Source organism: Streptomyces sp. NPDC001744, assembly GCF_042892575.1.
In the GTDB taxonomy this organism is placed as follows: domain Bacteria; phylum Actinomycetota; class Actinomycetes; order Streptomycetales; family Streptomycetaceae; genus Streptomyces.
Genome location: NZ_JBIAUG010000003.1, coordinates 319,173 through 341,256, shown reverse-complemented (window position 1 = coordinate 341,256; position 22,084 = coordinate 319,173). Strand labels below are relative to the sequence as shown.

Below are 22,084 nucleotides of genomic sequence, written 5' to 3'. Positions count from 1 at the left end.
TCCGGGCGCGCGGGAGCCGGGGCGGGCCGGCGCCGCCGCCCTCGTCCCGTCCGGTTCCGCCGGGCGGGACGAGGGCGCGCTCACCCCCGGTCGAAGAGAGCCGCCAGGGCCGTCCGCAGGGCCGCCCCGGGGTCCTCCGAGGGGCCTTCGGAACGCCAGGCGACGAAACCGTCCGGGCGGACCAGGACCGCGCCGCCCGGAGTGACGCCGTGGAGGCCGGACCAGTCCGCGTCCCCCTCGGGGGTCAGCTCGGCGTCAGGCCCCTCGCCGATCCGGTACGGGACGAGGGGGATCCCCAGCTCCTCCGCGACGCGCACGGCGGCGGCGTGCCACGTGCCGGTGGTGCCCGCGGAGCTCAGGAGCACCGGGGTCCGCTCGTACAGGTCCAGGGCGGAGATCCGGCTCCCGGCGCGGTCCAGCCACATGTGCGGGGCCCGGGTGCCGGGTTCGCCCGTCAGGCGCAGGACGTCGGACACGACCGGAAGCTCCCGGTCGGCGCCCAGGACCGCGCCCCGCGGGTAGCGGTAGCCCAGGACCACGGAGAGGATCCCGCCCTTCCTCCCGCCGCGGCCCTCCGCCTCGGGACCGGGGGCGTAACCGGGGTGGCTGTGCTCGACCGAACGCGACGAGGCGCGGTCGCTCGTCACCTCCGCGACGGGGCGGCGCTCCGCGTCGTAGGACGCGAGCAGGCCGGGGCCGGCCCAGCCGTCCAGTACGGCGGACAGCTTCCAGGCCAGGTTGTGCGCGTCCTGGATGCCGGTGTTGGAGCCGAACGCGCCGGTCGGGGGCATCTCGTGGGCCGAGTCCCCGGCGAGGAAGACCCTCCGGTCCGCGTACCGTTCGGCGGTCCGCACGGCGGCGTGCCAGGGCGCCCGGCCGGTGATCTCCACGTCGAGGTCCGGCACGCCCACGGCCCGCCGGATGTGTTCCCGGCACCGCTCGTCCGTGAAGTCCTCCAGGAGTTCGCCGCGTTCGGGGTGCCAGGGCGCGTGGAACACCCAGCGCTCCCGGTTGTCCACCGGCAGGAGCGCCCCGTCCCCGTCCGGGTCCGTCAGGTAGCAGACGATGAAGCGCCGGTCGCCGACGACGTCCGCGAGACCGCGCGAGACGAAGGTGACGCTCACGTTGTGGAACAGGTCGCCCGGACCGGTCTGCCCGATGCCGAGCCGCTCGCGCACGGGGCTGCGCGGCCCGTCCGCCGCGATGAGGTAGTCCGCCCTGATGACGGTGTGCTCACCCGTCTCACGGCTCTTGACCTGGGCCGTCACTCCTTCGGAGTCCTGCTCGAACGACAACATCTCCGTCGAGTACCGCAGGTCCCCGCCCAGCTCCCGGGCGCTCTCCAGGAGGACCGGCTCCAGGTCGTTCTGGCTGCACAGGCACCACTCGGCGGGGCTGAAGCGGGCGAGGCCGCCACCGGGGTCGATCTCCCTGAACAGCCACTCGCCCGCGTCGCCCGCCAGGCTCGGAGCCTGGAGGATGCCGTTGTTGGACGACAGGACCGAGGCGGCCTCCCGGATGCGCCGCCGCACCCCGGCGGTCCGGAACAGCTCCATCGTGCGCACGTTGTTGCCGCGTCCGCGAGGATGGATCGAGGTGCCGGAGTGGCGCTCGACGAGCGTGTGCGGCACGCCGAGGCGACCGAGGAACAAAGAGGCCGACAGGCCCACCAGGGAGCCGCCGACGATGAGGACGGGCGTACGGTGCTCGCCCTCGCCGGGCCCTTCGAATCGCTTCATCGCGTGCCTCCAGCGTCACCTGTGACGCGGGTCGGGGGTGGGGTGGAGATCCATGCCCTCGGGGAACCGGTCCGCGTGTCCGGAGCACCCGAATGACGCGCAGTTCACTCATCCGCCCCGTGGGACTCGCGCGACCCGTGGGAACGCACCGACGATCGGCATATGACGACCCCTGCCTTCTGGCACGGCGGTCTCTTCCGCCTCCCCACACGAAAGAAGAGGTGCGCCGGATGACCATCTCGGCACGTATCTCGCAGTCGGCGTTCGACGGCTCCCGACTGCGGGTGATCCTGCTGCTCGACCTGTACGAAGGGGCCCAGCAGCAGTTCCTGGAGGCGTACGAGCTCATGCGCAAGCAGGTGGCCTCGATCCCCGGCCACATCAGCGACCAGCTCTGCCAGTCCATCGAGAACCCCTCGCAGTGGCTCATCACCAGCGAGTGGGAGAGCGCCCCGCCGTTCCTCGCCTGGGTGAACAGCGAGGAGCACGTCGAGACCGTCCGGCCCATGCACAGCTGCGTGCGGGACACCCGGTCGATGCGCTACAGCATCCTCCGGGAGACGGGCTCCCGGGACGTGGTCCCGGCCGCCACGGAGGTCGCGGCCCGCGTGGGCGACGGGGTGGCGCGCCACGCCCTCACCTTCACCGTCAAGCCCGGCAGCGAATCGAAGGTCGCGGAGCTCCTGGCCGGGTACGACTCGCCCGAGGCCCGGGTCGACGAGACCACCCGGCTGCGCCGCACCTCGCTCTTCATGCACGGCAACCGCGTCGTGCGGGCCGTCGAGGTGGAGGGCGACCTCCTCGCCGCCCTGCGCCACGTCGCCCGCCAGCCGGAGGTGCGCGCGGTCGAGGAGGCCCTCAACCCGTACCTGGAGCAGGACCGGGACCTGACCGACCCCGACTCGGCGCGCGTCTTCTTCACCCGGGCCGCGCTCCCGGCCGTGCACCACGTGGTCGCCGGCCGCCCGGCCCCGGCCGGCCTGCGGCGCCACGCGCTGTACTACCCGGCCAAGGAGGGCCGGGGGATGGAGCTGGCCCGGCTGCTCGCCCAGCAGGACGAGGCCGCGGCGGACGACCCGCACAGCCCCGTGCACAGCAGCACCGTCTTCCACCGCGACGACCTCGTGGTGCGCCTGATCGACATCACGGGCGAGCTCGACCTCGACCCCGTCGCCTCCCTCGGCCTCAAGGGCTCCGGGAAGGCCGCGGAGCTCGAAGCCCTCCTCGACGGCGCCGCGATCGGTGTCGAGGGTTCCCTGACGACGGACCGCAACATCAACCGGCTCCTGTCGCACGCCGACATGCTGCCCGTCACCGACCGCACCTCGGCGGACTCCTGACGGCCGGTCGCGGCCCCGTCCGGACGCCACCGCCACACCCGGAGGTATCAACCATGCTCAAGCAGCATCCCCGCATCGTGAGCCTGAACGAGACAGAGCCCAACCGCAGGCGCGGTGGTGACCTGCGGGCCATGCTCACACCGGCCACCGTGGGCTCCACCAGCGGCTTCATGGGCCTGGCCATCGTCCAGCCCGGCGAGCGCATCGGGGAGCACTACCACCCGTACTCGGAGGAGTTCGTGTACGTCGTCTCCGGCACCCTCGAGGTGGACCTGGACGGAGAGACCCACACGCTCGGGACCGACCAGGGGCTCCTGATCCCCATCGACGTGCGGCACCGCTTCCGCAACGTCGGCGGCCGGGAGGCCCGCATGGTCTTCCACCTGGGCCCGCTCGCCCCGCGTCCGAGCCTCGGCCACGTCGACACCGAGACCACCGAGGGCGCAGAGCTCGCCGGACCCCAGCTGACCGTGGGCGGACCCGGTCAGGTGCCGGAACGAAGCGGGGCCATCGAGTGAACCGGCGAGTGGCCGTCACCGGGATCGGTGTGGTCGCTCCGGGCGGCACCGGAGCGGCGGCGTTCTGGGACCTCCTCGCCGAAGGCCGTACCGCCACCCGCGGCATCACCCTGTTCGACCCGGCCGGCCTGCGTTCGCGCATCGCCGCCGAGTGCGACTTCGACCCGTCCGCCCACGGCCTCGACCCGGAGCTGAGCCGGGACGCCGACCGCTACATCCAGTTCGCCGTGGTCGCCGCAGGGGAAGCCGTGCGCGACTCCGGGCTCGACGCCGGCACGCAGGACCCGTGGCGCGTCGGCGTCTCCCTGGGCAGCGCCGTCGGCGGCACCACCCGGCTCGAACACGACTACGTCCTGGTCAGCGCGGGCGGACAGCGGTGGGACGTGGACCACCGCGCGGCCGACCCGAAACTGCACCTGGCGTTCTCGCCGAGCACGCTGGCCTCGGTCGTGGCCGAGCGGTTCGGTGCCCGGGGCCCGGTGCAGACCGTCTCCACGGGCTGCACCTCCGGCCTCGACGCGGTCGGCTACGCCTTCCACACCATCCAGGAGGGCCGGGCGGACGTCTGCCTCGCGGGGGCCTCGGACTCGCCGATCTCACCGATCACCATGGCCTGCTTCGACGCCATCAAGGCGACGTCCCCCGACAACGACGACCCCGCGCACGCCTCCAAGCCCTTCGACAACCGCCGCAACGGCTTCGTCATGGGCGAGGGGGCCGCGGTCCTCGTCCTGGAGGAGTACGAGCACGCCCGGGCCCGCGGCGCGCACGTCTACTGCGAGATCGGCGGCTACGCCACCTACGGCAACGCCTACCACATGACCGGTCTGACCAGCGAGGGAATCGAGATGTCCCGGGCCATCGACAACACGCTCGACCAGGCCCGCGTCGATCCCACGCTGATCGACTACGTCAACGCGCACGGCTCGGGCACCCGGCAGAACGACCGGCACGAGACCGCCGCCGTGAAGCGCTCCCTGGGCGCCCACGCCTACGAGACCCCCATGAGCTCCATCAAGTCCATGGTGGGACATTCGCTCGGGGCGATCGGCGCCATAGAAGTGGCCGCCTGCGTCCTCGCGCTGAAGCACCAGGTGGTTCCCCCGACGGCGAACTACGAGGTCCCCGACCCCGAGTGCGACCTGGACTACGTGCCGCGCACCGCCCGCCCCCGGAGGCTGAGGAACGTGCTCTCCGTGGGCAGCGGCTTCGGCGGCTTCCAGTCCGCGGTGCTCCTGACGGAGCCGGCAGGGAGGACACGATGAGCACGGACCAGCCGAGACGGGCCGTCGTCACCGGCATCGGCGTGATCGCCCCCAACGGCCTGAGCGCCGACACCTACTGGAAGTCCGTCCAGGAAGGCGTCGGAGTCCTGGACCGGATCACCCGGGAGGGGTGCGGGCACCTCCCGCTGAAGGTGGCGGGCGAGGTCAGGTCCTTCGACGCCTCGACCCTCATCGAGGACCGCTTCCTCGTCCAGACCGACCGGTTCAGCCACTACGCCATGGCGGCGGCCTCGCTCGCCCTCGACGACGCCGGCCTCGGCCGGGACGCCCCCGAGGACCCCTTCTCCATCGGGGTGGTCACCGCCGCGGGCTCCGGCGGCGGCGAGTTCGGCCAGCGCGAGCTGCAGAAGCTGTGGGGCCAGGGCTCCCGATTCGTCGGCCCGTACCAGTCCATCGCCTGGTTCTACGCCGCCAGCACCGGCCAGATCTCCATCCGGGGCGGTTTCAAGGGGCCCTGCGGGGTCGTCGCCAGCGACGAGGCGGGGGGCCTGGACTCCCTCGCCCACGCGGCCCGCGCCGTACGGCGCGGGACCGGCACGGTGGTCGTCGGGGCGGCGGAGGCGCCCCTCGCCCCGTACTCGATGGTGTGCCAGCTCGGCTACCCCGAGCTGAGCACCGCCGAGGACCCGGACCGTGCCTACCGCCCCTTCACGGCGGGCGCCCGCGGCTTCGTGCCCGCCGAGGGCGGCGCGATGCTCGTCGTGGAGGACGAGGACCGCGCCCGGGACCGGGGAGCGGCCGTCCGGGCCGTCGTGGCCGGTCACGGAGCCACGTTCACCGGCGCCTCCCGCTGGGAGGAGTCCCGGGAGGGACTCGCCCGCGCGATCCGGTGCGCGCTCGACGAGGCCGGCTGCGTCCCGGAGGAGATCGACGTGGTCTTCGCCGACGCCCTGGGCGTGCCGGAGGCGGACCGCGCCGAGGCCCTGGCGCTCGCCGACGCCCTCGGGGCCCGTGCCGCCCGGGTGCCGGTCACGGCCCCCAAGACCGGCATCGGCCGCGCCTACTGCGGGGCACCCGTCCTGGACACCGCCGCCGCCGTGCTGGCGATGGAGCACGGCCTGGTGCCCCCCACCCCCTACGTGTTCGACACCTGCCACGACCTCGATCTGGTGGTGTCCCGCGCCCGCCCCGCCGAACTGCGGACGGCCCTCGTCCTCAGCCGGGGCCTCATGGGTTCCAACGCCGCGCTGGTAGTGCGCCGCGGCGACGAAGCCGCCCGGTGAACGGGCGGGAAGGAGAGTACAGATGAGCACCACCGAACTGACCTTCGACGAACTGGCCGCGCTGATGAAGCAGTCGGCCGGCGTCACCGTCGACCCCCGGGAGCTCGCCGAGACGTCGGACGTGCCCTTCGGCACCCTCGGCGTCGACTCGCTCGGCCTCCTCGGCATCGTCGGCGAACTGGAGAACCGCTACGGCGTGGCGCTCCCCCCCGACGCGGAGCGCAGCAAGACCCCGGCCGACTTCGTCGGCCTCGTCAACAGCACCCTCAAGGCCGGAGTCTGACATGACGGGACACACCGACAACAGCGTCGTCATCGACGCCCCCCTCGACCTGGTCTGGGACATGACCAACGACATCGAGAACTGGCCCGGCCTCTTCACCGAGTACGCCTCCCTGGAGGTGCTCTCCCGCGAGGGCGACACGACCACCTTCCGCCTCACCATGCACCCGGACGAGGCCGGGAAGGTCTGGAGCTGGGTGTCGGAGCGGACCGTGGACCGCGACGGGCGGACCGTCCGGGCCCGCCGCGTCGAGACCGGGCCCTTCGCGCACATGGACATCCGCTGGGAGTACGTGGAGAAGCCGGACGGCGTCCACATGCGCTGGGTCCAGGACTTCGCGATGAAGCCCGACGCCCCGGTCGACGACGAGTGGATGACGGAGAACATCAACCGCAACTCCCGCACGCAGATGGCCCTCATCCGCGACCGCATCGAGCAGGTCGCCCGCGAGCGCCGGCAGGCGCCGGTCATCCCCGGCTGATCGCGGAACCAGGAAGGACACCCGATGCACCACGCCCTGATCGTCGCCCGCATGGCGCCCGGTTCGGCGCCGGCGATCGCCGACGTGTTCGCCGACTCGGACCGCGGCGAGCTGCCCCACCTGGTGGGCGTCTCCCGGCGCAGCCTCTTCCAGTTCGGCGACGTCTACCTGCACCTCATCGAGTCCGAGCGGGACCCGGCGCCCGCCATCGCGAAGCTGACCGGGCACCCGGAGTTCCGGAGCGTCAGCGAACGCCTCTCGACGTACGTCAGCGCGTACGACCCGGAGACGTGGCGCGGCCCCAAGGACGCCATGGCGCAGTGCTTCTACCGCTGGGACCGGGGCTCCGGTTCCTGAGCGGGCACGACGAGAGACCCGAGGCCGCCGGCCCCGCGAACGAAGCGGGGCCGGCGGCCTCGGGTCTCGCCCCTTCTCCGGGGCCCTCCGGTCAGGCGGGAACGACGCACTCGAAGGCGTGGAGGTACGCGTTGACCGGGTGGACCCCGCCGATGACCAGCCCCGCGTCCGTCAGCCGTTCGGTCATGCTCCGCCGGGTGTGCTTCGCGCCCCCGACGTTGAGGAGCAGCAGCAGGTCCATGGCCGTCGTGAACCTCATCGACGGGGTGTCGTCCACGAGGTTCTCGATCACGACGACCCGGGCGCCGGGCCGCGCCGCCCCGCGGACGTTGGCCAGCGCCCTGCGGGTGCTGTCGTCGTCCCACTCCAGGATGTTCTTGAGGATGTACACGTCGGCCTCGACCGGGATGTCCTCGCGGCAGTCCCCGGCCACGACCCGGGCCCGGGAGGCCAGCGCGCCGCCCGGCCGCAGCCGGGGGTCGGGGTTCTCCACCACGCCCGGCAGGTCGAGCAGCGTGCCGTGCAGGGCGGGGTGCCGCTCCAGCAGGCTCGCCAGGACGCGTCCCTGACCGCCGCCGATGTCCGCGACCGACGACACGCCCTCCAGGTCCAGCAGGTCGGCGACGTCCCGCGCGGACTGCTCGCTCGACGTCGTCATGGCCCGGTTGAACACGTACGCGGACTCCGGCGCGTCCTCGTTGAGGTACGGGAAGAACTCCTTGCCGAACACGTCCTCGAAGACGTTGCCGCCGGAGCGCACCGCCTCGTCGAGCTTCGGCCAGACCTCCCACGTCCACGGCTCGGTGCACCACAGGGCGATGTACCGCAGGCTGTGCGGATCGTCCTCGCGCAGCAGCCGGGACATCTCCGTGTGCGCGAACGTGCCGTCGGGCAGCTCCGTGAAGATCCCCTGGGAGGACAGGGCGCGCAGCAGCCGCCGCAGGGTGTGCGACGGGGTCTTCACGGCCGCCGCCAGGTCCTCCACGGCCGCGGGCGTGTCGTCCAGGGCGTCGGCCACGCCGAGGCGGGCGGCGGCGCGGACGGCGGCGGCGCACGCCGCGCCGAAAACGAGTTCCCGCAGCCGCATGGGCGGCGGGGGAGCGGTGTCGGGGGTCCTCACCGGGTCAACGGTCGTCATCTGTCGCCTTGTCTTCTCTGTCGTGCCGTGGATGGGGTTCGTACGGTCCGTACCGTCGGTGCGATCGATGTGATCGGTACGGTCGTGCGGAAGGGGGAGCGGTCCGCTCAGCACATCCCGGCGGGCTCCGAGACCCCGCAGGTGTTGCCGCGGAAGGTGTTGCCCCCGCCGGTGTCGCGGACGGCCAGGTCGGCCGCGCCGTTGCGGAGCACGACGTTGTCGCGGATCTCGTTGCGCTCGTTGAGGGCGCCCACGAAGCTCTTGAACAGGACGATGCCGCCCGACAGCGGGGAGGTCCCCCTGTTGTCCTCGACCCGGTTCCCCGTCACCAGGGTCTCCTCGGCGCCGGTGAGCACGAGTCCGGAGCCCTGGAGGAAGGGCAGGCGGGGGGTCTTGGGGCAGTACTTGTTGTTGTCGTGGAGGTGGTTGCGGCGCAGGCTCATCGCCCCGGCGCGCGGTGTGGACTCGTCGCCCACCACGAACAGCCCGGCGCAGTTGCCCGTCGCCTCGTTGCGGTCGACGGTCAGGTTCCGCAGGCGCCGCACGGTGAGGCCGATCCGGTTGCCGGACATGCGGTTGCCGCTGATCACGGTCCCCCCGGTGTCGACGGCCCCCTGCTCCGTGTCGGTGGTGTTGGACACGAAGAGGCCGGCGTCGCCGTTGTCCCGGGCGGTGTTGCCGCTCAGCACGCTCCGGACCGACCGCTCCTGGGCGATGCCCCAGTTGCCGTTCTTCTCGGCGGTCACCCCCTGGACCCGCAGCCGGTCGGTCCGCGACGCCCACAGGCCGTTCTTGGCGAAGCCCCTGAGGGTCAGCGAGCGGACGGTGACCCGTTCGACGGGACGCCCCTCCGTGCCGGTCACGCAGATGCCGTGGCCGGCCCCGGCGCACGCGCCGCCCTTGGTCCCGCCGGGCACGAGGACGGTGGGGAAGACGCCCGAACCCCGCAGGGTCAGGCCCGGCGTCGTGACGGTGACGCTCTCGCGGTAGGTACCGGGGGAGAGGACGACGGTGTCCCCGGGCCTCGCGGCGTCCAGGGCCTTCTGGATGGATTCGCCGGGCTTCACCCGGTGCACGGCGGGACCGGCGGCCGACGGGGCGGCGGCGCCCAGCCCGGCGACCACGAGCGTCGCGGCGCATGCCAGGGGGGCGATCTGTCGTTGGGTCATGTGCCGAAGCTATGAGCGGGCCACCCGGCCCGCCACCGTTGATCCCCCGGCCGGGCGGGCCGTCCCCCGGATGATCCGCCACGTGCCACGCGCGGGGCCCGGTACCGGCCCCACGCGCGGGCGACCGCCTCGGACGGGGTGCCCGCCCCCTTGTCGCTGCGTCGCGGCCCGGGCTGTCGCGGATGCGACATCGGTACCGCTCCTTCCCGCGGGTGTACGCCGAAACGCCGGTCGTACGGGCGACCAACCACGAGGGATCGAGGGAAACGTCCTCGCTGTCCTGTTCCGTACCGGCGTCCTTCGTTCCCGCGCGCCGTCTCCCGCCGGTCCCGCCGTCCGGGGGCCCCGCCCACCGTACGGCGGCGGTCCCGGCCCCCCGGATCGCGCGGGGCGGGGATGTGGGGGAGGCTCGTGGGGCAGAGCGCCCGGACCCGCGCGCTCCCGCCCGTTCCACGACGTACCGGAGGTCAGCCCGTGCCGGCGACGAAGCATTCCAGGGTCCATCTGGTCGGCGGCGGCCTCGCCTCCCTCGCCGCGGCCGTCCTCCTCGTGCGGGACGCGGGGCTCCCGGGGGAGAACGTGCGCGTCCTGGAGCAGCTGCCCGCCGCCGGTGGACCCCCGCCCGGCGTCCCCGCCCCGGCGCGCGCGGGCGGGTACGCCACCCGGGGCGTCCGGATGCTCGACGAGGCGCACTGCGTCTGCCTGTGGAGCCTCCTGGAGACGATCCCGTCCCCGGACGACCCGGCGGTCTCGGTGCGCCGGGCGCTGCTCGCCCCCGCCGGACTTCCCGCCCACGCCAGGATCCGGGTCGTCGACGGCGACCGCACGGTCGCCGACGCCCCGGAGTCCGGCCTGGACGCCCGCGACCGGGTCGACATGGCCCGCCTGCTCGCCCTGCCCGAACGGCTGATCGGGTCCCGGCGCATCGAGGACCTCTTCCGGCCGCACTTCTTCACCACCCGTTTCTGGTGCGTGTGGCGCGCGACCTTCGCGTTCCAGACCTGGCACTCGGCCGTCGAGCTCAAGCGGCACCTCCTCGCCTTCGCCCACCGGCTCGGCGGCCTCCACACCCTGCCCGGAACCCGGCACGGCGGGCACGACCCGTACGACTCCGTCGTCCGCCCGATCCGCCGGTGGCTCGCCGAGCGGGGCGTGCGGACCGAATGCGGGACCACCGTCACCGACGCCGACTTCTCGGGCCCCGCCGCCCGCCGCCTCTCCCGCCTGCACCTGCGGCGGGACGGGGCCGGGACGGGCACGATCGAACTGGGCGAGGACGACTACGCGTTCCTCACCCTCGGCTCGGCGACCGCCGACACCACCTACGGCGACGACACCACCGTGCCCGAACTCGTCCGCGACAGGCGGGACGGCTCCTGGCGGCTGTGGGAGTCGGTCGCCGGGAACGCCCCCGACTTCGGCCGTCCCCACGCCTTCTGCGGCAGCGTCGACGAGACCTGGCGGGAGTTCTTCACCCTCACCACGACCTGCCGCGCGCTCCTCGACCACATCCAGAAGCACACCGGCGACATCCCCGACGAGGGAGCCCTGGTGACCTGGAAGGACTCCCGCTGGCTGCTCTCGCTCGAAGTGCCCGCCCGGCCCCGCCTCCACGTTCCGGGAGAGGACACGTACACCCTGTGGGGGTACGCCCTCGCCGGGGACGTCCCCGGCGACCACGTGCCGAAGAGGATGGAGGACTGCACCGGCGCCGAGGTCCTGGACGAGCTCCTCGGCCACCTCGGCCTCGACGGCATCGCCGACGAGGTCCGGTCCACCACCGGGATCACCACCGTCCGGATGCCCTACGCCGGTGCCCCCTTCCAGCGCCGCGCCGCACCGGACCGTCCCCGCGTCGTCCCGGACGGAGCCCGGAACTTCGCCTTCCTCGGCCGGTTCGTCGAACTCCCCGAGGGGGTCGTCTCCACCGCCGAGTACGCGGTCCGCTCCGCCATGACGGCCGTCCACCACCACTTCGGCCTCGACAGGGAGATCCCGCCGGTGTACCACGGCCTCTCCGACGCCGACGCCGCCCGGTCCGCCCTGAGCACCGTCTTCGCCTGACGGGGGGAGAAGCATGAACACGGACACCGGCGACTCCCCGGAGTCCCCCGCGTGGGAACCCTGGGACGAGGCGGTCCTCGACGCCGTCTTCACCCAGTCCGACATCGGCCTCCACGTCCTCGACACCGACCTGTGCGTCGTCCGCGTGAACACGGTCGCCGTCGACCTCCACGGCGTCCCCGCCGAACGGATCGTCGGCCTGCCGGTGACGGAGGCGTACGCCCCCCTCGGCGTGGGCGTCGACGAGGAGCCGCTGCGGGAGATCCTCGCCACGGGCCGCCCGGTGACCGACCGCCTGGTCACGGGACGGCCGCCCGCCGACCCGCGCAGCGAGTACGTCTTCTCCGTCTCCGCGCACCGCCTCCAGGACGCCGCGGGACACGTGCTGGGACTGGTCCTCACCAGCACCGACGTCACCGAACGGGAACGGGCGCAGGCCCGCCTCCGGCTGCTGCACGAAGCGCGCGAACGGATCGGCTCCAGCCTCGACGTGGAGCGCACGGCCCGGGAACTGGTCGACGTCACCGTGCCGGGCTTCGCCGACACGGTGGTGGTCGCCCTCACCGACGCCGTACTGAGGGGCAGGGAGCCCGGCCTCCGCTCCCGGGACCCGTCCCCCCTGCTGCGCTGCGCCGCGACCGGCGGGACGGACGGCGGCCCCCGCATCCCGACGGCCGGCTCCTACCTGCTCCCCGGCGTCTTCGGCAGGGAACTGCCCACGGAACCCCGGCTCCTCCCGCCGGAACGGGAGGACGGGACCGGCGGCACGCGGCTCGTGGCACCGCTGACGGTACGCGGCCAGGTCTTCGGAGCCGTGGTCTTCCAGCGCGCGGACGGCACCGAACCGTACGGGGACGAGGACCTCGACCTGGCCGAGAGCATCGCGACCCGCACGGCGACCTGCCTGGAGAACGCCCTGCGGTTCACCCGCGAGCACACCGTCATGACGGCGCTCCAGAGCTGGCCGCTGCGCCAGGAGGAGGCCACCCAGAGAGCCGTCGACGCCGCCGAGCGCAACCAGCCGGACGGCAGCGGGGCCGGCGCCTGGTACGACGTCATTCCCCTGCCGGGGGCCCGCGTCGCGCTCGTCGTCGGCCAGGTCGAGAACGCCGGGCTCAGCGCCGTCGCCACCATGAGCCGGCTGCGGACGGCCGTCCACAGCCTCACCACCCTCGACCTCGACCCCCACGAACTGCTCGCCCGCCTCCACGCCACGACCCTCCGCCTCGCCGCCGAGCCGGGCGGCCCGCCCGGCGAGGACGGCGCGACGGCGAGCTGCACGATCGCCGTGCACGACCCCACCGACGGGCGGCTCGACGTCGCGCGCGCCGGCACCTCGCTGTTCGCCGTCGTCCACCCGGACGGCTCGATCGACACGCGGCCGGTCGGGGACGGGCCGCTGCTGGGGGCCGGGGGACCCCCCTTCGCCTGCGCCTCGACGGTCCTCCCCGAGGGCAGCACCCTCTGCATGGCGTCCGGCGAGGGCGACGTTCGGACGGAGGACCTGGTGAACGCCCTCGCGCACCCGAAGCGCCCCCCGGCGGCCATGGCGGACGACGTGGCCCGGCTCCTCGCCCCCGACCGCGTCCTGCTGCTCGCCCGCACCCGGTACCTGCCGCCGGACGAACTGGCCGAGTGGCCCGTCCCCTTCGACTTCTCCGCCGTCGGCATCGCGCGGGCCCACGTCGAGGAACAGCTCCGGGAGTGGAACCACCCCGTCGAGCCGTTCACGGCGACGCTCCTCGTCAGCGAACTCGTCACCAACGCCATCCGCTACGGGGCCGAGCCGGTCACCCTGCGGCTCATCAGGGACTCCACCGCGCTGGTCTGCGAGGTGAGCGACGCCGGCCAGGCCGCGCCCCACCTGCGCCACGCCAAGGCGGTCGACGAGAGCGGCCGGGGACTGCTGATCTGCGCCGCCCTCGCGGAGAACTGGGGCGTGCGCCACACCGAGAACGGCAAGACGGTGTGGGCCGAGATCGAGGCGGACGGGACGGACGGGGCCACCGGAACGGACGAGGAGGACGGGACGGCCGGAACGGACGAGGAGGACGGGACGGCCGGGACGGAGGAGGCGGGCGTGGCGGCCGGGACGGACTGAGACCGGGGGGGTGCGGAACCGGCCCGGACACGGCGCCCCCTAGAGACCCGCCCCTCCCAGCCCCGGCGGGTCGTCGGGCACGTGCTCCGAGGGCGCCGGGCGCCACAGCGCGCGGCGGAGGTCCTGCGGCATGGCGGCCGCCGCCGTGCCGTGGGCGGCCACCTCGTACAGGACCCGGTCGGTCGCGGACGCCCCGGACGGGGGAGTCCCCACCGGGCGGCGGACCGCTTCGGCGGGCTTCCCCGAGGGGGAAGGGGCACGGTGGACGAGCACCAGGGAGATCACCGCGGGAACCAGGGACAGGGACGTCCAGGCCGCGGCGGTGCCCTGACGGGGATCATCCAGCGACCCCAGGGCGATCATGCCCAGGGGGAAGGCCAGGAGGTCAGTCAGCGCCACGACCCCTCCCCAGCCCTCCCGCAGGGCCGTGAGACGGGGGTGCGGGATCAGTCCCCCCTCGCCCAGCGAGGCGCCGACCCGGCGCACGGCCCGGCTCCCCCCGACGCGCTGCTCCGTCGCCGTCCCCCGCCGGCCGCGCCCCGGTCGGCACAGGGCCAGTGCCGCCGCCTCCACGGGGCCGGCCGGGAGGTCACGGCCGGCCCCGTCCGCGCGGACGATCCGGTTCCCCACGACGGTGACCAGACCGGCCAGGCGCAGCGCCGTCAGCGCGGTCCGGGCCACCTGCCGGGGCCCGCCGACGAGGTACGCGTACGCGTAGGGGCCCGGAGCGCCCTCCCCCCGCGCGGCCCGGGGCGGGCGGTAGGTCCGGAGCCTGTGGTGGGACACCCAGAAGCCGAACGACGCCACGCCCACCGCCCCCCACATGCCCCCGCCCAGCCACCACCACATGAGCCCCCCTCGTGACCCGGAACTCCCCGCCGTCCGGGGCCCGTTGTCCGCCGGGAGGGGGCGCGTGCACAGGGCGCGCGGCGTGCCGCCGCCCCGGGACCGGCCCGCGGCGCCGTTTCCGGTCACCCGCCCGCGCCCGGCAGGTTCTCCTTGATCTTGGCGATGGCGAAGCCCCATCCCTGGGAGACGGTCGGCTTGCCCGGGACGGCGACCTCCTGCGGGTTGGTCAGCACGTCGAGCAGGACGGGCCCGGGAGTCCCGAGGGCCCGGCGCACGGCCTCGTCCAGGTCCCCGGGGTCGGTGACGCGGATCCCGGTCAGGCCCAGGGCCTCGGCGACGGCGGCGAAGTCCGGGTTGTCGAGGACGGTGCCGAACTCCGGCAGACCGGCCTGTTCCTGCTCCAGCTTGACCATCCCGAGGCGCCGGTTGTCGAAGACGACGAGCTTGACCGGGAGCCGTTCGGACCGGAGCGTCATCAGGTCGCCGAGGAGCATGCTCAGCCCGCCGTCGCCGCAGAACGCCACGACCTGGCGGTCACGGTCCCACAGCTGGGCGCCGAGGGCCTGCGGCATGGCGTTGGCCATGGAACCCAGGTTGTACGAGCCGAGCAGGCGGCGGTCGCCCCGCATGCGGACGAAACGCGACAGCCAGACGGTGGCCATGCCGGTGTCGGAGGTGAAGACCGCGTCCTCGGCCGCGTGCCGGTCCACGGCCCTGGCGAGCGCCTCGGGCCGGATGTCGTGGTCCCGGTTGTCGAAGACCGCCCGCACCCGTCCCACGAGCTTCTTGTCGTGGCCCGGATCCGCGAGACCGGCCTGCTCCTCCTCCCACCGCAGGAACCGCTCGCGGGCGCCGTCCAGGTGGGAGCGGTCTCCGATCGGGGCGAGCAGCGGCAGCAGGGCCCGCAGCGTGGCGCCGACGTCCCCGGCGAGGCCCACGTCCACCGGGACGCGCCGCCCCAGGTGCTCCTCCCGCAGGTCGATCTGGACCACGCGCCGGCCCTCCGGGTACCAGTCGCGGTACGGGAAGTCGGTGCCGAGCATGAGCAGGGTGTCGCACGCGTCCATGGCGTGGGCCGCGGCCGGGTTGCCGATCAGGCCGGTCTGGCCGACCTCGTAGGGGTTGTCCTCCTCGAAGCCCTCCTTCGCCTTGAGGGTGAGCACCATCGGCGCCGCGAGGTGGTCGGCCAGGCGCAGCACCTCCTCGCGGGCGTCCCGGGCGCCGCGCCCCACGAGCAGGGTGACCCGGGAGGCGTCGCGGAGCGCCTCGGCGGCCTCGGCCAGGGCCGGGTCGTCGGGGCGGGTCACGGCGGGGCGGGGGAGGGCGAACCGCGGCGGGCGGTCGTCCCCGACCTCCTGGTCGCCGAGGTCCCCGGGCACGGTGAGCACCGCCACCCCGCCCCGGGTCACGGCGGCCCGGACCGCCGACTCCAGGAGCCTCGGCATCTGGACGGGGGAGGTGACGGTGGCCCGGTACACGGCCACGTCCCGGAACAGGAGGTCGTTGTCCACCTCCTGGAAGTAGTCGCCGCCGACCTCGGACAGCGGGACCTGGCCGCAGATCGCGAGGACCGGGGCGCCGCTCTTGGCCGCGTCGTACAGCCCGTTGAGGAGGTGGACCGAGCCCGGCCCCACCGTGCCCATGCAGACGCCGAGGCGGCCCGAGAGCTGGGCCTGAGCCCCGGCGGCGAAGGCGGCGGCCTCCTCGTGCCGGCAGCTCACCCAGTCGATGCCGTCCGTGGTGCGGATGGCGTCGGTGAGGGGGTTGAGGGCGTCGCCGACCACGCCGAAGACGTGGCCGACGCCGAGGTCCGCGAGGGCGTCGACGATCACCCGGGCGACGGTGCGTGTCACAGGAGGTCCTTTCACGAGGACACGGGCCGCGCGTCGCGCGGAGCCCGTGGATCTCACGGAGGGGCGGGCGGTGGAACGGTCGGGACCGGCCGCGTCCCGGTCCCCCGCTTCCCGCCTGCCCAGGAGAACGGCGGTGATGCGGGAGCGGCGACCGGCCGCCTCCCGGTCCCGGGACGTCACCCGCGGCATTCTTCGTACCGGCTCGGGGTTTGTTTCTGCGAGGTCCGGCTAGACGGTGGGCATGAACGCATCGGAGAAGAACGACGACAGCCGCCGGCCCGCCCGGTCCGGTCCACGGACCGCGCCCGGAGGCGCCCGGCTCCGCCTCGTCGCCGATCACGATGCGGACGCGGCGGCCCCCGGAAGCCCGGACGGGCCGCCCGCGTCCTCCGCCGCGGGGAGCCGTACGGCCGTCCACGCCGTGCGGGACGCGGGGGGACGGCTGTGGACCGCCGCGCGCGGCCACGGGGCCGCCGTCGGCGGCACCGCCGTGGGCGCCGCGGCCGCGATCACCGGTGCGTACGCCCTGGGCCGCCGGTCCGTCCTGCGCTCCCGGGGCCCCCTCACCCGCCTCACCGGCGGTCGCGTCTGACGCGGAGGTACGGGAACGGAAGCGGCGCCGTACGAACGGAGTCGTGCCTCTTCCCGGAGCCGCCCCCGGCGGGGCCATCCTTTCTCTTTTCTTTTCCATCATTTCTTGTCGATACGCGTAAAATGCCCGTTATCGCGGGTGCGTGAATTACCGGAGGTCGATGACCATGGTTCCCCTTCTCCTTGTTCTTCTGCTCGCGCTGATCCTCTTCGGTGCCGGTTTCGCGGTGAAGGCCCTCTGGTGGATCGCGGTGATCGTGTTCGTCCTGTGGCTGGTGGGCTTCGTGGCCCGTCCGAAGGGCGGATCGGGTCGCTGGTACCGCTGGTGACACGTCCCCACCGGCACGGCCGTGCCCGCCACCGGAAACGGTGGCGGGCACGGCCGCGTGTTCCCCCCGGCGCCGACGCCCGGTACGGCCCCGTGAACGGCCGAACCCGGCCCCGCCCGGGAAGGGCGTGCCGGGTTCGAGGCGTCCGGGGTTCAGGCCATCAGCACCGAGTCGTCCTCGGGGCGCGCGCCGGGCAGGCGGTGGCGGGCGGCGACCAGCGCCGTGTCCACGTCGCGCGTGCCGGTGGAGACGCACAGCGTGTACGCGATGTCGTCCATGCGCTGCCGCACCTCGGCACTTCCGTTCTCCGCGTGCAGCACCTTCAGCGTCTCGTACTGCTCGATCAGGTTGCTCAGCACCGCGGGATGGGCCATCAACACAGTGGGTCTCCCCTCGCAGACAGGGCGCCGACCGCCCGGCTCGACCGGCCGCGTACCCCCGTTCCCGGGTTGCATGCGGTCCGCGTGGGCAGGAAGGGTGCGTGCCCCCTCGGGGGCGCGGCGCCGGGGAGCCCCGTGACGGTCCGATCCGGCCGTGTGATTCCCTGCCACTCTCCTCGGGAGGATCACCGGGGGAGTAGGGTCGGCTTTATTGTCGTACGGCAACGGTCCAGGCCGGGTCCGTACGGGAGGGGCAGTGGTCCGACCGGGGCCGCGGCTGTGCTCAGGCCCGAGTCGGCGCCTGGCGAGCGAACGAGGATGAGGCATGTCTGAGACGATCGAAGGCTCCTCGGCCGTACGGCGGCCGGGGCCGGCCGCCGTGGGCGAGGCCGAGCTGCGCCAGCTCCTGGCCGGTCTCACCGCCGTGCGCGACGGAGACTTCGGTACCCGTCTGCCCGGCGAGGCGGGCGGGCTGATGGGCGAGATCTCCAGCGTTTTCAACGGCATGGTCGACCAGCTGTCCCTCTTCACCTCCGAGGTGACGCGCGTCGCGCGGGAGGTCGGCACCGAGGGAACCCTGGGCGGCCAGGCCAAGGTCCCCGGGGTCTCCGGCACCTGGGCGGACCTCACCGACTCGGTGAACGCCATGGCCGGCAACCTCACCACCCAGGTCCGCGACATCGCCCAGGTCGCCACCGCCGTCGCCCGGGGCGACCTCTCCCAGAAGATCGACGTGGACGCCCGCGGCGAGATCCTGGAACTCAAGAACACCATCAACACGATGGTCGACCAGCTCTCCTCCTTCGCCGACGAGGTCACCCGCGTCGCCCGCGAGGTCGGCACCGAGGGCATCCTCGGCGGCCAGGCGGACGTGAAGGGCGTCTCCGGCACCTGGCGTGACCTCACCGACTCCGTCAACTCCATGGCCGGCAACCTCACCGCGCAGGTGCGCTCCATCGCGCACGTCGCCACCGGGGTGGCCAAGGGCGACCTCTCCCAGAAGGTCGACGTGGACGCCCGCGGCGAGATCCGGGAGCTGAAGAACACCATCAACACGATGGTCGACCAGCTCTCCGCGTTCGCCGACGAGGTCACCCGCGTCGCCCGCGAGGTCGGCACCGAGGGCAACCTCGGCGGCCAGGCCACCGTGCGCGGAGCCTCCGGCACCTGGAAGGACCTCACCGACAACGTCAACGTGATGGCGTCCAACCTCACCGGGCAGGTGCGCTCCATCGCCCAGGTCGCCACCGCCGTCGCCCGGGGCGACCTCTCCCGCCGGATCACCGTCGAGGCGAAGGGCGAGGTCGCCGCGCTCGCCGACACCATCAACACCATGGTGGACACCCTGTCGGCCTTCGCCGACGAGGTGACGCGCGTCGCCCGCGAGGTCGGCACCGAGGGCCGTCTCGGCGGCCAGGCCCGGGTGCCGAACGTGGCCGGCACCTGGAAGGACCTCACCGACAACGTCAACTCGATGGCGAACAACCTGACCGGGCAGGTCCGCAACATCGCCCAGGTCACCACCGCCGTCGCCAACGGCGACCTGTCGAAGAAGATCGACGTCGACGCCCAGGGCGAGATCCTGGAACTGAAGACCACCATCAACACGATGGTGGACCAGCTCTCCTCGTTCGCCGCCGAGGTGACGCGCGTCGCCCGCGAGGTCGGCAGCGAGGGCCGTCTCGGCGGCCAGGCCGAGGTCGAGGGCGTCTCCGGCACCTGGAAGCGCCTCACCGAGAACGTCAACGAACTCGCCGGGAACCTCACCCGTCAGGTCCGCGCCATCGCCGAGGTCGCGAGCGCCGTCGCCGAGGGCGACCTCACCCGCTCGATCACCGTCGACGCCTCGGGCGAGGTGGCCGAACTCAAGGACAACATCAACGCGATGGTCGGCTCGCTCCGCGAGACCACCCGGGCCAACCAGGAACAGGACTGGCTCAAGTCCAGCCTCGCCCGGATCTCCGAGCTGATGCAGGGCCACCGCGACCTCGCCGTCGTCGCCGAACTCGTCATGGACGAGCTGACCCCGCTCGTCTCCGCCCAGTACGGCGCCTTCTACCTGGCGGAGGACGGCACGCGGGGCGTCGAGCTCAAGCTCGTCGGCTCCTACGGGCGTCCCGCCGACAGCCCCGGCCGCGACCGGTTCGGACTGGGCGAGTCCCTCGTCGGCCAGGCCGCCCGCAGCCGCCGCACCATCGCCGCCGACAACCTGCCCGGCGACTACGTGTACATCTCCTCCGGGCTCGGACAGACCGCCGGGGGCAGTCTGATCGTGCTGCCGATCGTGGTCGAGGACCAGGTCCTGGGCGTCATCGAACTGGTCTCCCTCACCCCCTTCACCTCCGTGCACCGGGACTTCCTGGAGCAGCTCATGGAGACGGTCGGCGTCAACGTCAGCACGATCGTCGCCAACGCCCGCACCGACGAACTCCTGGAGGAGTCCCAGCGGCTGGCCGACGAGCTGCGCGCCCGCTCCGAGGAGCTCCAGGTGCAGCAGGAGGAGCTCCAGCGCTCCAACGCCGAACTGGAGGAGAAGGCGGCCCTGCTCGTCTCGCAGAACCGCGACATCGAGGCCAAGAACCTCCAGATCGAGCAGGCCCGGCAGGAACTGGAGGACCGCGCCCAGCAGCTCTCGCTGGCCTCCAAGTACAAGTCCGAGTTCCTGGCCAACATGAGCCACGAACTGCGCACCCCGCTCAACAGCCTGCTGATCCTCGCCCAGCTCCTCGCCCAGAACCCCACCCGCAACCTGACGGCCAAGCAGGTCGAGTACGCCGGCATCATCCACTCGGCGGGATCGGACCTGCTCCAGCTGATCAACGACATCCTCGACCTGTCCAAGGTCGAGGCCGGGAAGATGGACCTCAACCCGGAACGGGTGGCGCTGCGCCGCCTCCTCGACTACGTCGAGGCCACGTTCCGGCCGCTCACCTCCCAGAAGAGCCTCGCCTTCACCGTCTCCACCGCCGCCGGCGTGCCCATGGACCTGGTCACCGACGACTCCCGGCTGCGGCAGGTACTGCGCAACCTGCTCTCCAACGCCGTCAAGTTCACCGAGCGCGGCAGCGTCGAGCTGTCCATCGAACCCGCCTCGGACGACGAACTGCCCGCCACGGTCCACCGCGGCGGCCCCGTCGTCGCCTTCCGGGTCAAGGACACCGGCATCGGCATCGCCTCCCAGCACCTGGAGGCCATCTTCGGCGCCTTCCAGCAGGCGGACGGGACGACCAACCGCAAGTACGGCGGCACCGGCCTCGGCCTGTCCATCAGCCGGGAGATCGCCTATCTGCTCGGCGGCGCCCTCACGGTGGCCAGCGAACCCGGCGAGGGCAGCACCTTCACGCTCTACCTGCCCGTCGCCCGCGCCGACTTCAAGGAACAGTCCACCCACGTCCACACCTCCCGGGCCGAGGAGGAGCCGGAGACCGCGGAGCTCTCCGGCGACGCCCCCACCGCCCGCCCCGCCCTGCCCGCCGCTCCGGCGGCCCGGCAGACCAGGCGCCTCCTCGTGATCGAGGAGCGGCCGCGCGGCCTGCTCTCGCTCGTCGCCGAGAACGCCCTCGCCGAGCTGACCGACGGCCGTGACCGCGCGGACCGGGACGACATCGAGCTGGTCACGGCCGTGGGCCCCCAGGAGGCCGCGACCGCCCTCGCCACCCAGCCGTTCCACTGCGTCGTGCTCGAGGTCGACATGGCCCACGGCGAGGCCCTGGGCTTCCTGGACGCCATGGACGGGGACGAGGCCCTGCGCAACGTCCCGGTCCTCGCCCACAACAACCGCAGGCTCACCGCCGAACACGAGCGGGCCCTCCAGACGCGCGCCCGCCTGCGTCCGCTGGAACTGCTCTCCAGCCTCGACGAGCTGCGCGAGCGGATCGCCCTGCACCTCTCCGCCGACCAGCCGGGCGACGTCGTGCCCCTGGTGCGCGGCGAGCACCGGCCGCCGGCGCCCCAGACCATCGACACCGACCTCCAGGGACGCACGGTGCTCGTGGTCGACGACGACGCCCGCAACCTCTACGCCCTGAGCGGCATCCTGGAGCTGCACGGCATCAAGGTCCTGCACGCCGAGAACGGCCGGAAGGGGATCGAGGCGCTCACCGCGCACCCCGACATCGACCTGGTCCTGATGGACGTCATGATGCCCGAGATGGACGGCTACACCGCCACCGCCAGGATCAGGGAGATGCCCGCCCACGCGGGACTGCCCGTGATCGCGGTCACGGCCAAGGCCATGCCGGGGGACCGCGAGAAGAGCATCGCCTCGGGCGCCAGCGACTACGTCACCAAGCCGGTCGACGCCGACGACCTCATCGCCTGCATCCGCCGGTGGCTGAACGACGGATAGCCGTATCCTGCCCGCCGACCCGCCTCCCGTCGGCG

Annotated in this window: 18 protein-coding genes; 12 read left to right on the top strand and 6 right to left on the bottom strand. The window is 73.3% G+C overall.

Annotated features, from left to right (window positions below; all coding sequences use genetic code 11):
- Positions 1 to 80: 80 nt before the first annotated feature.
- The gene (locus ACFYZY_RS05940) at positions 81 to 1,739 is read right to left on the bottom strand and encodes an FAD-dependent monooxygenase (protein WP_388689900.1); all 1,659 of its coding nucleotides are present in this window, start codon (positions 1,737 to 1,739) and stop codon (positions 81 to 83) included.
- Positions 1,740 to 1,969: 230 nt separating this feature from the next.
- On the opposite strand from ACFYZY_RS05940, the gene ACFYZY_RS05935 reads away from it, so the two are divergent.
- Genes ACFYZY_RS05935 through ACFYZY_RS05905 form a run of 7 tightly spaced genes read left to right on the top strand, consistent with a single transcriptional unit; the run spans position 1,970 to position 7,227 of the window.
- Positions 1,970 to 3,079: a SchA/CurD-like domain-containing protein gene (locus tag ACFYZY_RS05935; RefSeq protein WP_388689897.1), complete on the top strand. Its 1,110-nt coding sequence runs from the start codon at positions 1,970 to 1,972 to the stop codon at positions 3,077 to 3,079.
- A gap of 53 nt (positions 3,080 to 3,132) precedes the next feature.
- Positions 3,133 to 3,597, top strand: coding sequence for a cupin domain-containing protein (locus tag ACFYZY_RS05930; protein ID WP_388689895.1), 465 nt, complete (start codon positions 3,133 to 3,135; stop codon positions 3,595 to 3,597).
- Entirely contained in the window at positions 3,594 to 4,862 is a 1,269-nt protein-coding gene (locus ACFYZY_RS05925) for a beta-ketoacyl-[acyl-carrier-protein] synthase family protein (protein WP_388689893.1), read from the top strand. The genes ACFYZY_RS05930 and ACFYZY_RS05925 overlap by 4 nt, the downstream gene beginning before the upstream one ends.
- Positions 4,859 to 6,106 carry a ketosynthase chain-length factor gene (locus ACFYZY_RS05920; RefSeq protein ID WP_388689891.1) on the top strand — a complete coding sequence of 416 codons (1,248 nt, stop codon included), beginning with the start codon at positions 4,859 to 4,861 and terminating at the stop codon, positions 6,104 to 6,106. The genes ACFYZY_RS05925 and ACFYZY_RS05920 overlap by 4 nt, the downstream gene beginning before the upstream one ends.
- 22 nt (positions 6,107 to 6,128) lie before the next feature.
- Entirely contained in the window at positions 6,129 to 6,389 is a 261-nt protein-coding gene (locus ACFYZY_RS05915; RefSeq protein ID WP_388689889.1) for an acyl carrier protein, read from the top strand.
- A gap of 1 nt (position 6,390) precedes the next feature.
- Entirely contained in the window at positions 6,391 to 6,870 is a 480-nt protein-coding gene (locus tag ACFYZY_RS05910; RefSeq protein WP_388689887.1) for an SRPBCC family protein, read from the top strand.
- Between the two features lie 24 nt (positions 6,871 to 6,894).
- A complete protein-coding gene (locus ACFYZY_RS05905; protein ID WP_388689886.1) occupies positions 6,895 to 7,227 on the top strand; it encodes a TcmI family type II polyketide cyclase in 333 nt (110 codons plus the stop codon).
- Between the two features lie 91 nt (positions 7,228 to 7,318).
- On the opposite strand, the gene ACFYZY_RS05900 is transcribed toward ACFYZY_RS05905, so the two are convergent.
- Positions 7,319 to 8,365: a methyltransferase gene (locus ACFYZY_RS05900; RefSeq protein ID WP_388689884.1), complete on the bottom strand. Its 1,047-nt coding sequence runs from the start codon at positions 8,363 to 8,365 to the stop codon at positions 7,319 to 7,321.
- A 107-nt stretch (positions 8,366 to 8,472) separates the two neighbouring features.
- The gene (locus tag ACFYZY_RS05895; RefSeq protein WP_388689882.1) at positions 8,473 to 9,534 is read right to left on the bottom strand and encodes a nitrous oxide reductase family maturation protein NosD; all 1,062 of its coding nucleotides are present in this window, start codon (positions 9,532 to 9,534) and stop codon (positions 8,473 to 8,475) included.
- Positions 9,535 to 10,008: 474 nt separating this feature from the next.
- On the opposite strand from ACFYZY_RS05895, the gene ACFYZY_RS05890 reads away from it, so the two are divergent.
- Positions 10,009 to 11,598: an oleate hydratase gene (locus ACFYZY_RS05890; RefSeq protein ID WP_388689880.1), complete on the top strand. Its 1,590-nt coding sequence runs from the start codon at positions 10,009 to 10,011 to the stop codon at positions 11,596 to 11,598.
- A gap of 13 nt (positions 11,599 to 11,611) precedes the next feature.
- The gene (locus ACFYZY_RS05885; RefSeq protein WP_388689878.1) at positions 11,612 to 13,699 is read left to right on the top strand and encodes a SpoIIE family protein phosphatase; all 2,088 of its coding nucleotides are present in this window, start codon (positions 11,612 to 11,614) and stop codon (positions 13,697 to 13,699) included.
- A 39-nt stretch (positions 13,700 to 13,738) separates the two neighbouring features.
- Here ACFYZY_RS05885 and ACFYZY_RS05880 read toward each other — a convergent pair whose 3' ends face one another.
- Both ACFYZY_RS05880 and ACFYZY_RS05875 read right to left on the bottom strand, forming a co-directional pair.
- Positions 13,739 to 14,548, bottom strand: a complete 810-nt coding sequence (locus tag ACFYZY_RS05880; protein ID WP_388689876.1) for a TIGR04222 domain-containing membrane protein — start codon at positions 14,546 to 14,548, stop codon at positions 13,739 to 13,741.
- Positions 14,549 to 14,670: 122 nt separating this feature from the next.
- Positions 14,671 to 16,401 (bottom strand): thiamine pyrophosphate-dependent enzyme, encoded by a 1,731-nt coding sequence (locus tag ACFYZY_RS05875; RefSeq protein ID WP_388689874.1) that lies wholly within the window; start codon positions 16,399 to 16,401, stop codon positions 14,671 to 14,673.
- Between the two features lie 241 nt (positions 16,402 to 16,642).
- Here ACFYZY_RS05875 and ACFYZY_RS05870 point away from each other — a divergent pair, with 241 nt between their 5' ends.
- Both ACFYZY_RS05870 and ACFYZY_RS05865 read left to right on the top strand, forming a co-directional pair.
- Positions 16,643 to 16,993 carry a hypothetical protein gene (locus ACFYZY_RS05870; protein WP_388689872.1) on the top strand — a complete coding sequence of 117 codons (351 nt, stop codon included), beginning with the start codon at positions 16,643 to 16,645 and terminating at the stop codon, positions 16,991 to 16,993.
- A 166-nt stretch (positions 16,994 to 17,159) separates the two neighbouring features.
- A complete protein-coding gene (locus tag ACFYZY_RS05865) occupies positions 17,160 to 17,321 on the top strand; it encodes a DUF5670 family protein (RefSeq protein ID WP_388690000.1) in 162 nt (53 codons plus the stop codon).
- Positions 17,322 to 17,473: 152 nt separating this feature from the next.
- Here ACFYZY_RS05865 and ACFYZY_RS05860 read toward each other — a convergent pair whose 3' ends face one another.
- The gene (locus ACFYZY_RS05860; protein ID WP_388689870.1) at positions 17,474 to 17,701 is read right to left on the bottom strand and encodes a DUF5133 domain-containing protein; all 228 of its coding nucleotides are present in this window, start codon (positions 17,699 to 17,701) and stop codon (positions 17,474 to 17,476) included.
- Between the two features lie 325 nt (positions 17,702 to 18,026).
- Between ACFYZY_RS05860 and ACFYZY_RS05855 the strand changes: the two genes are divergently transcribed.
- Positions 18,027 to 22,049 carry a HAMP domain-containing protein gene (locus tag ACFYZY_RS05855; RefSeq protein WP_388689868.1) on the top strand — a complete coding sequence of 1,341 codons (4,023 nt, stop codon included), beginning with the start codon at positions 18,027 to 18,029 and terminating at the stop codon, positions 22,047 to 22,049.
- Positions 22,050 to 22,084 lie beyond the last annotated feature (35 nt).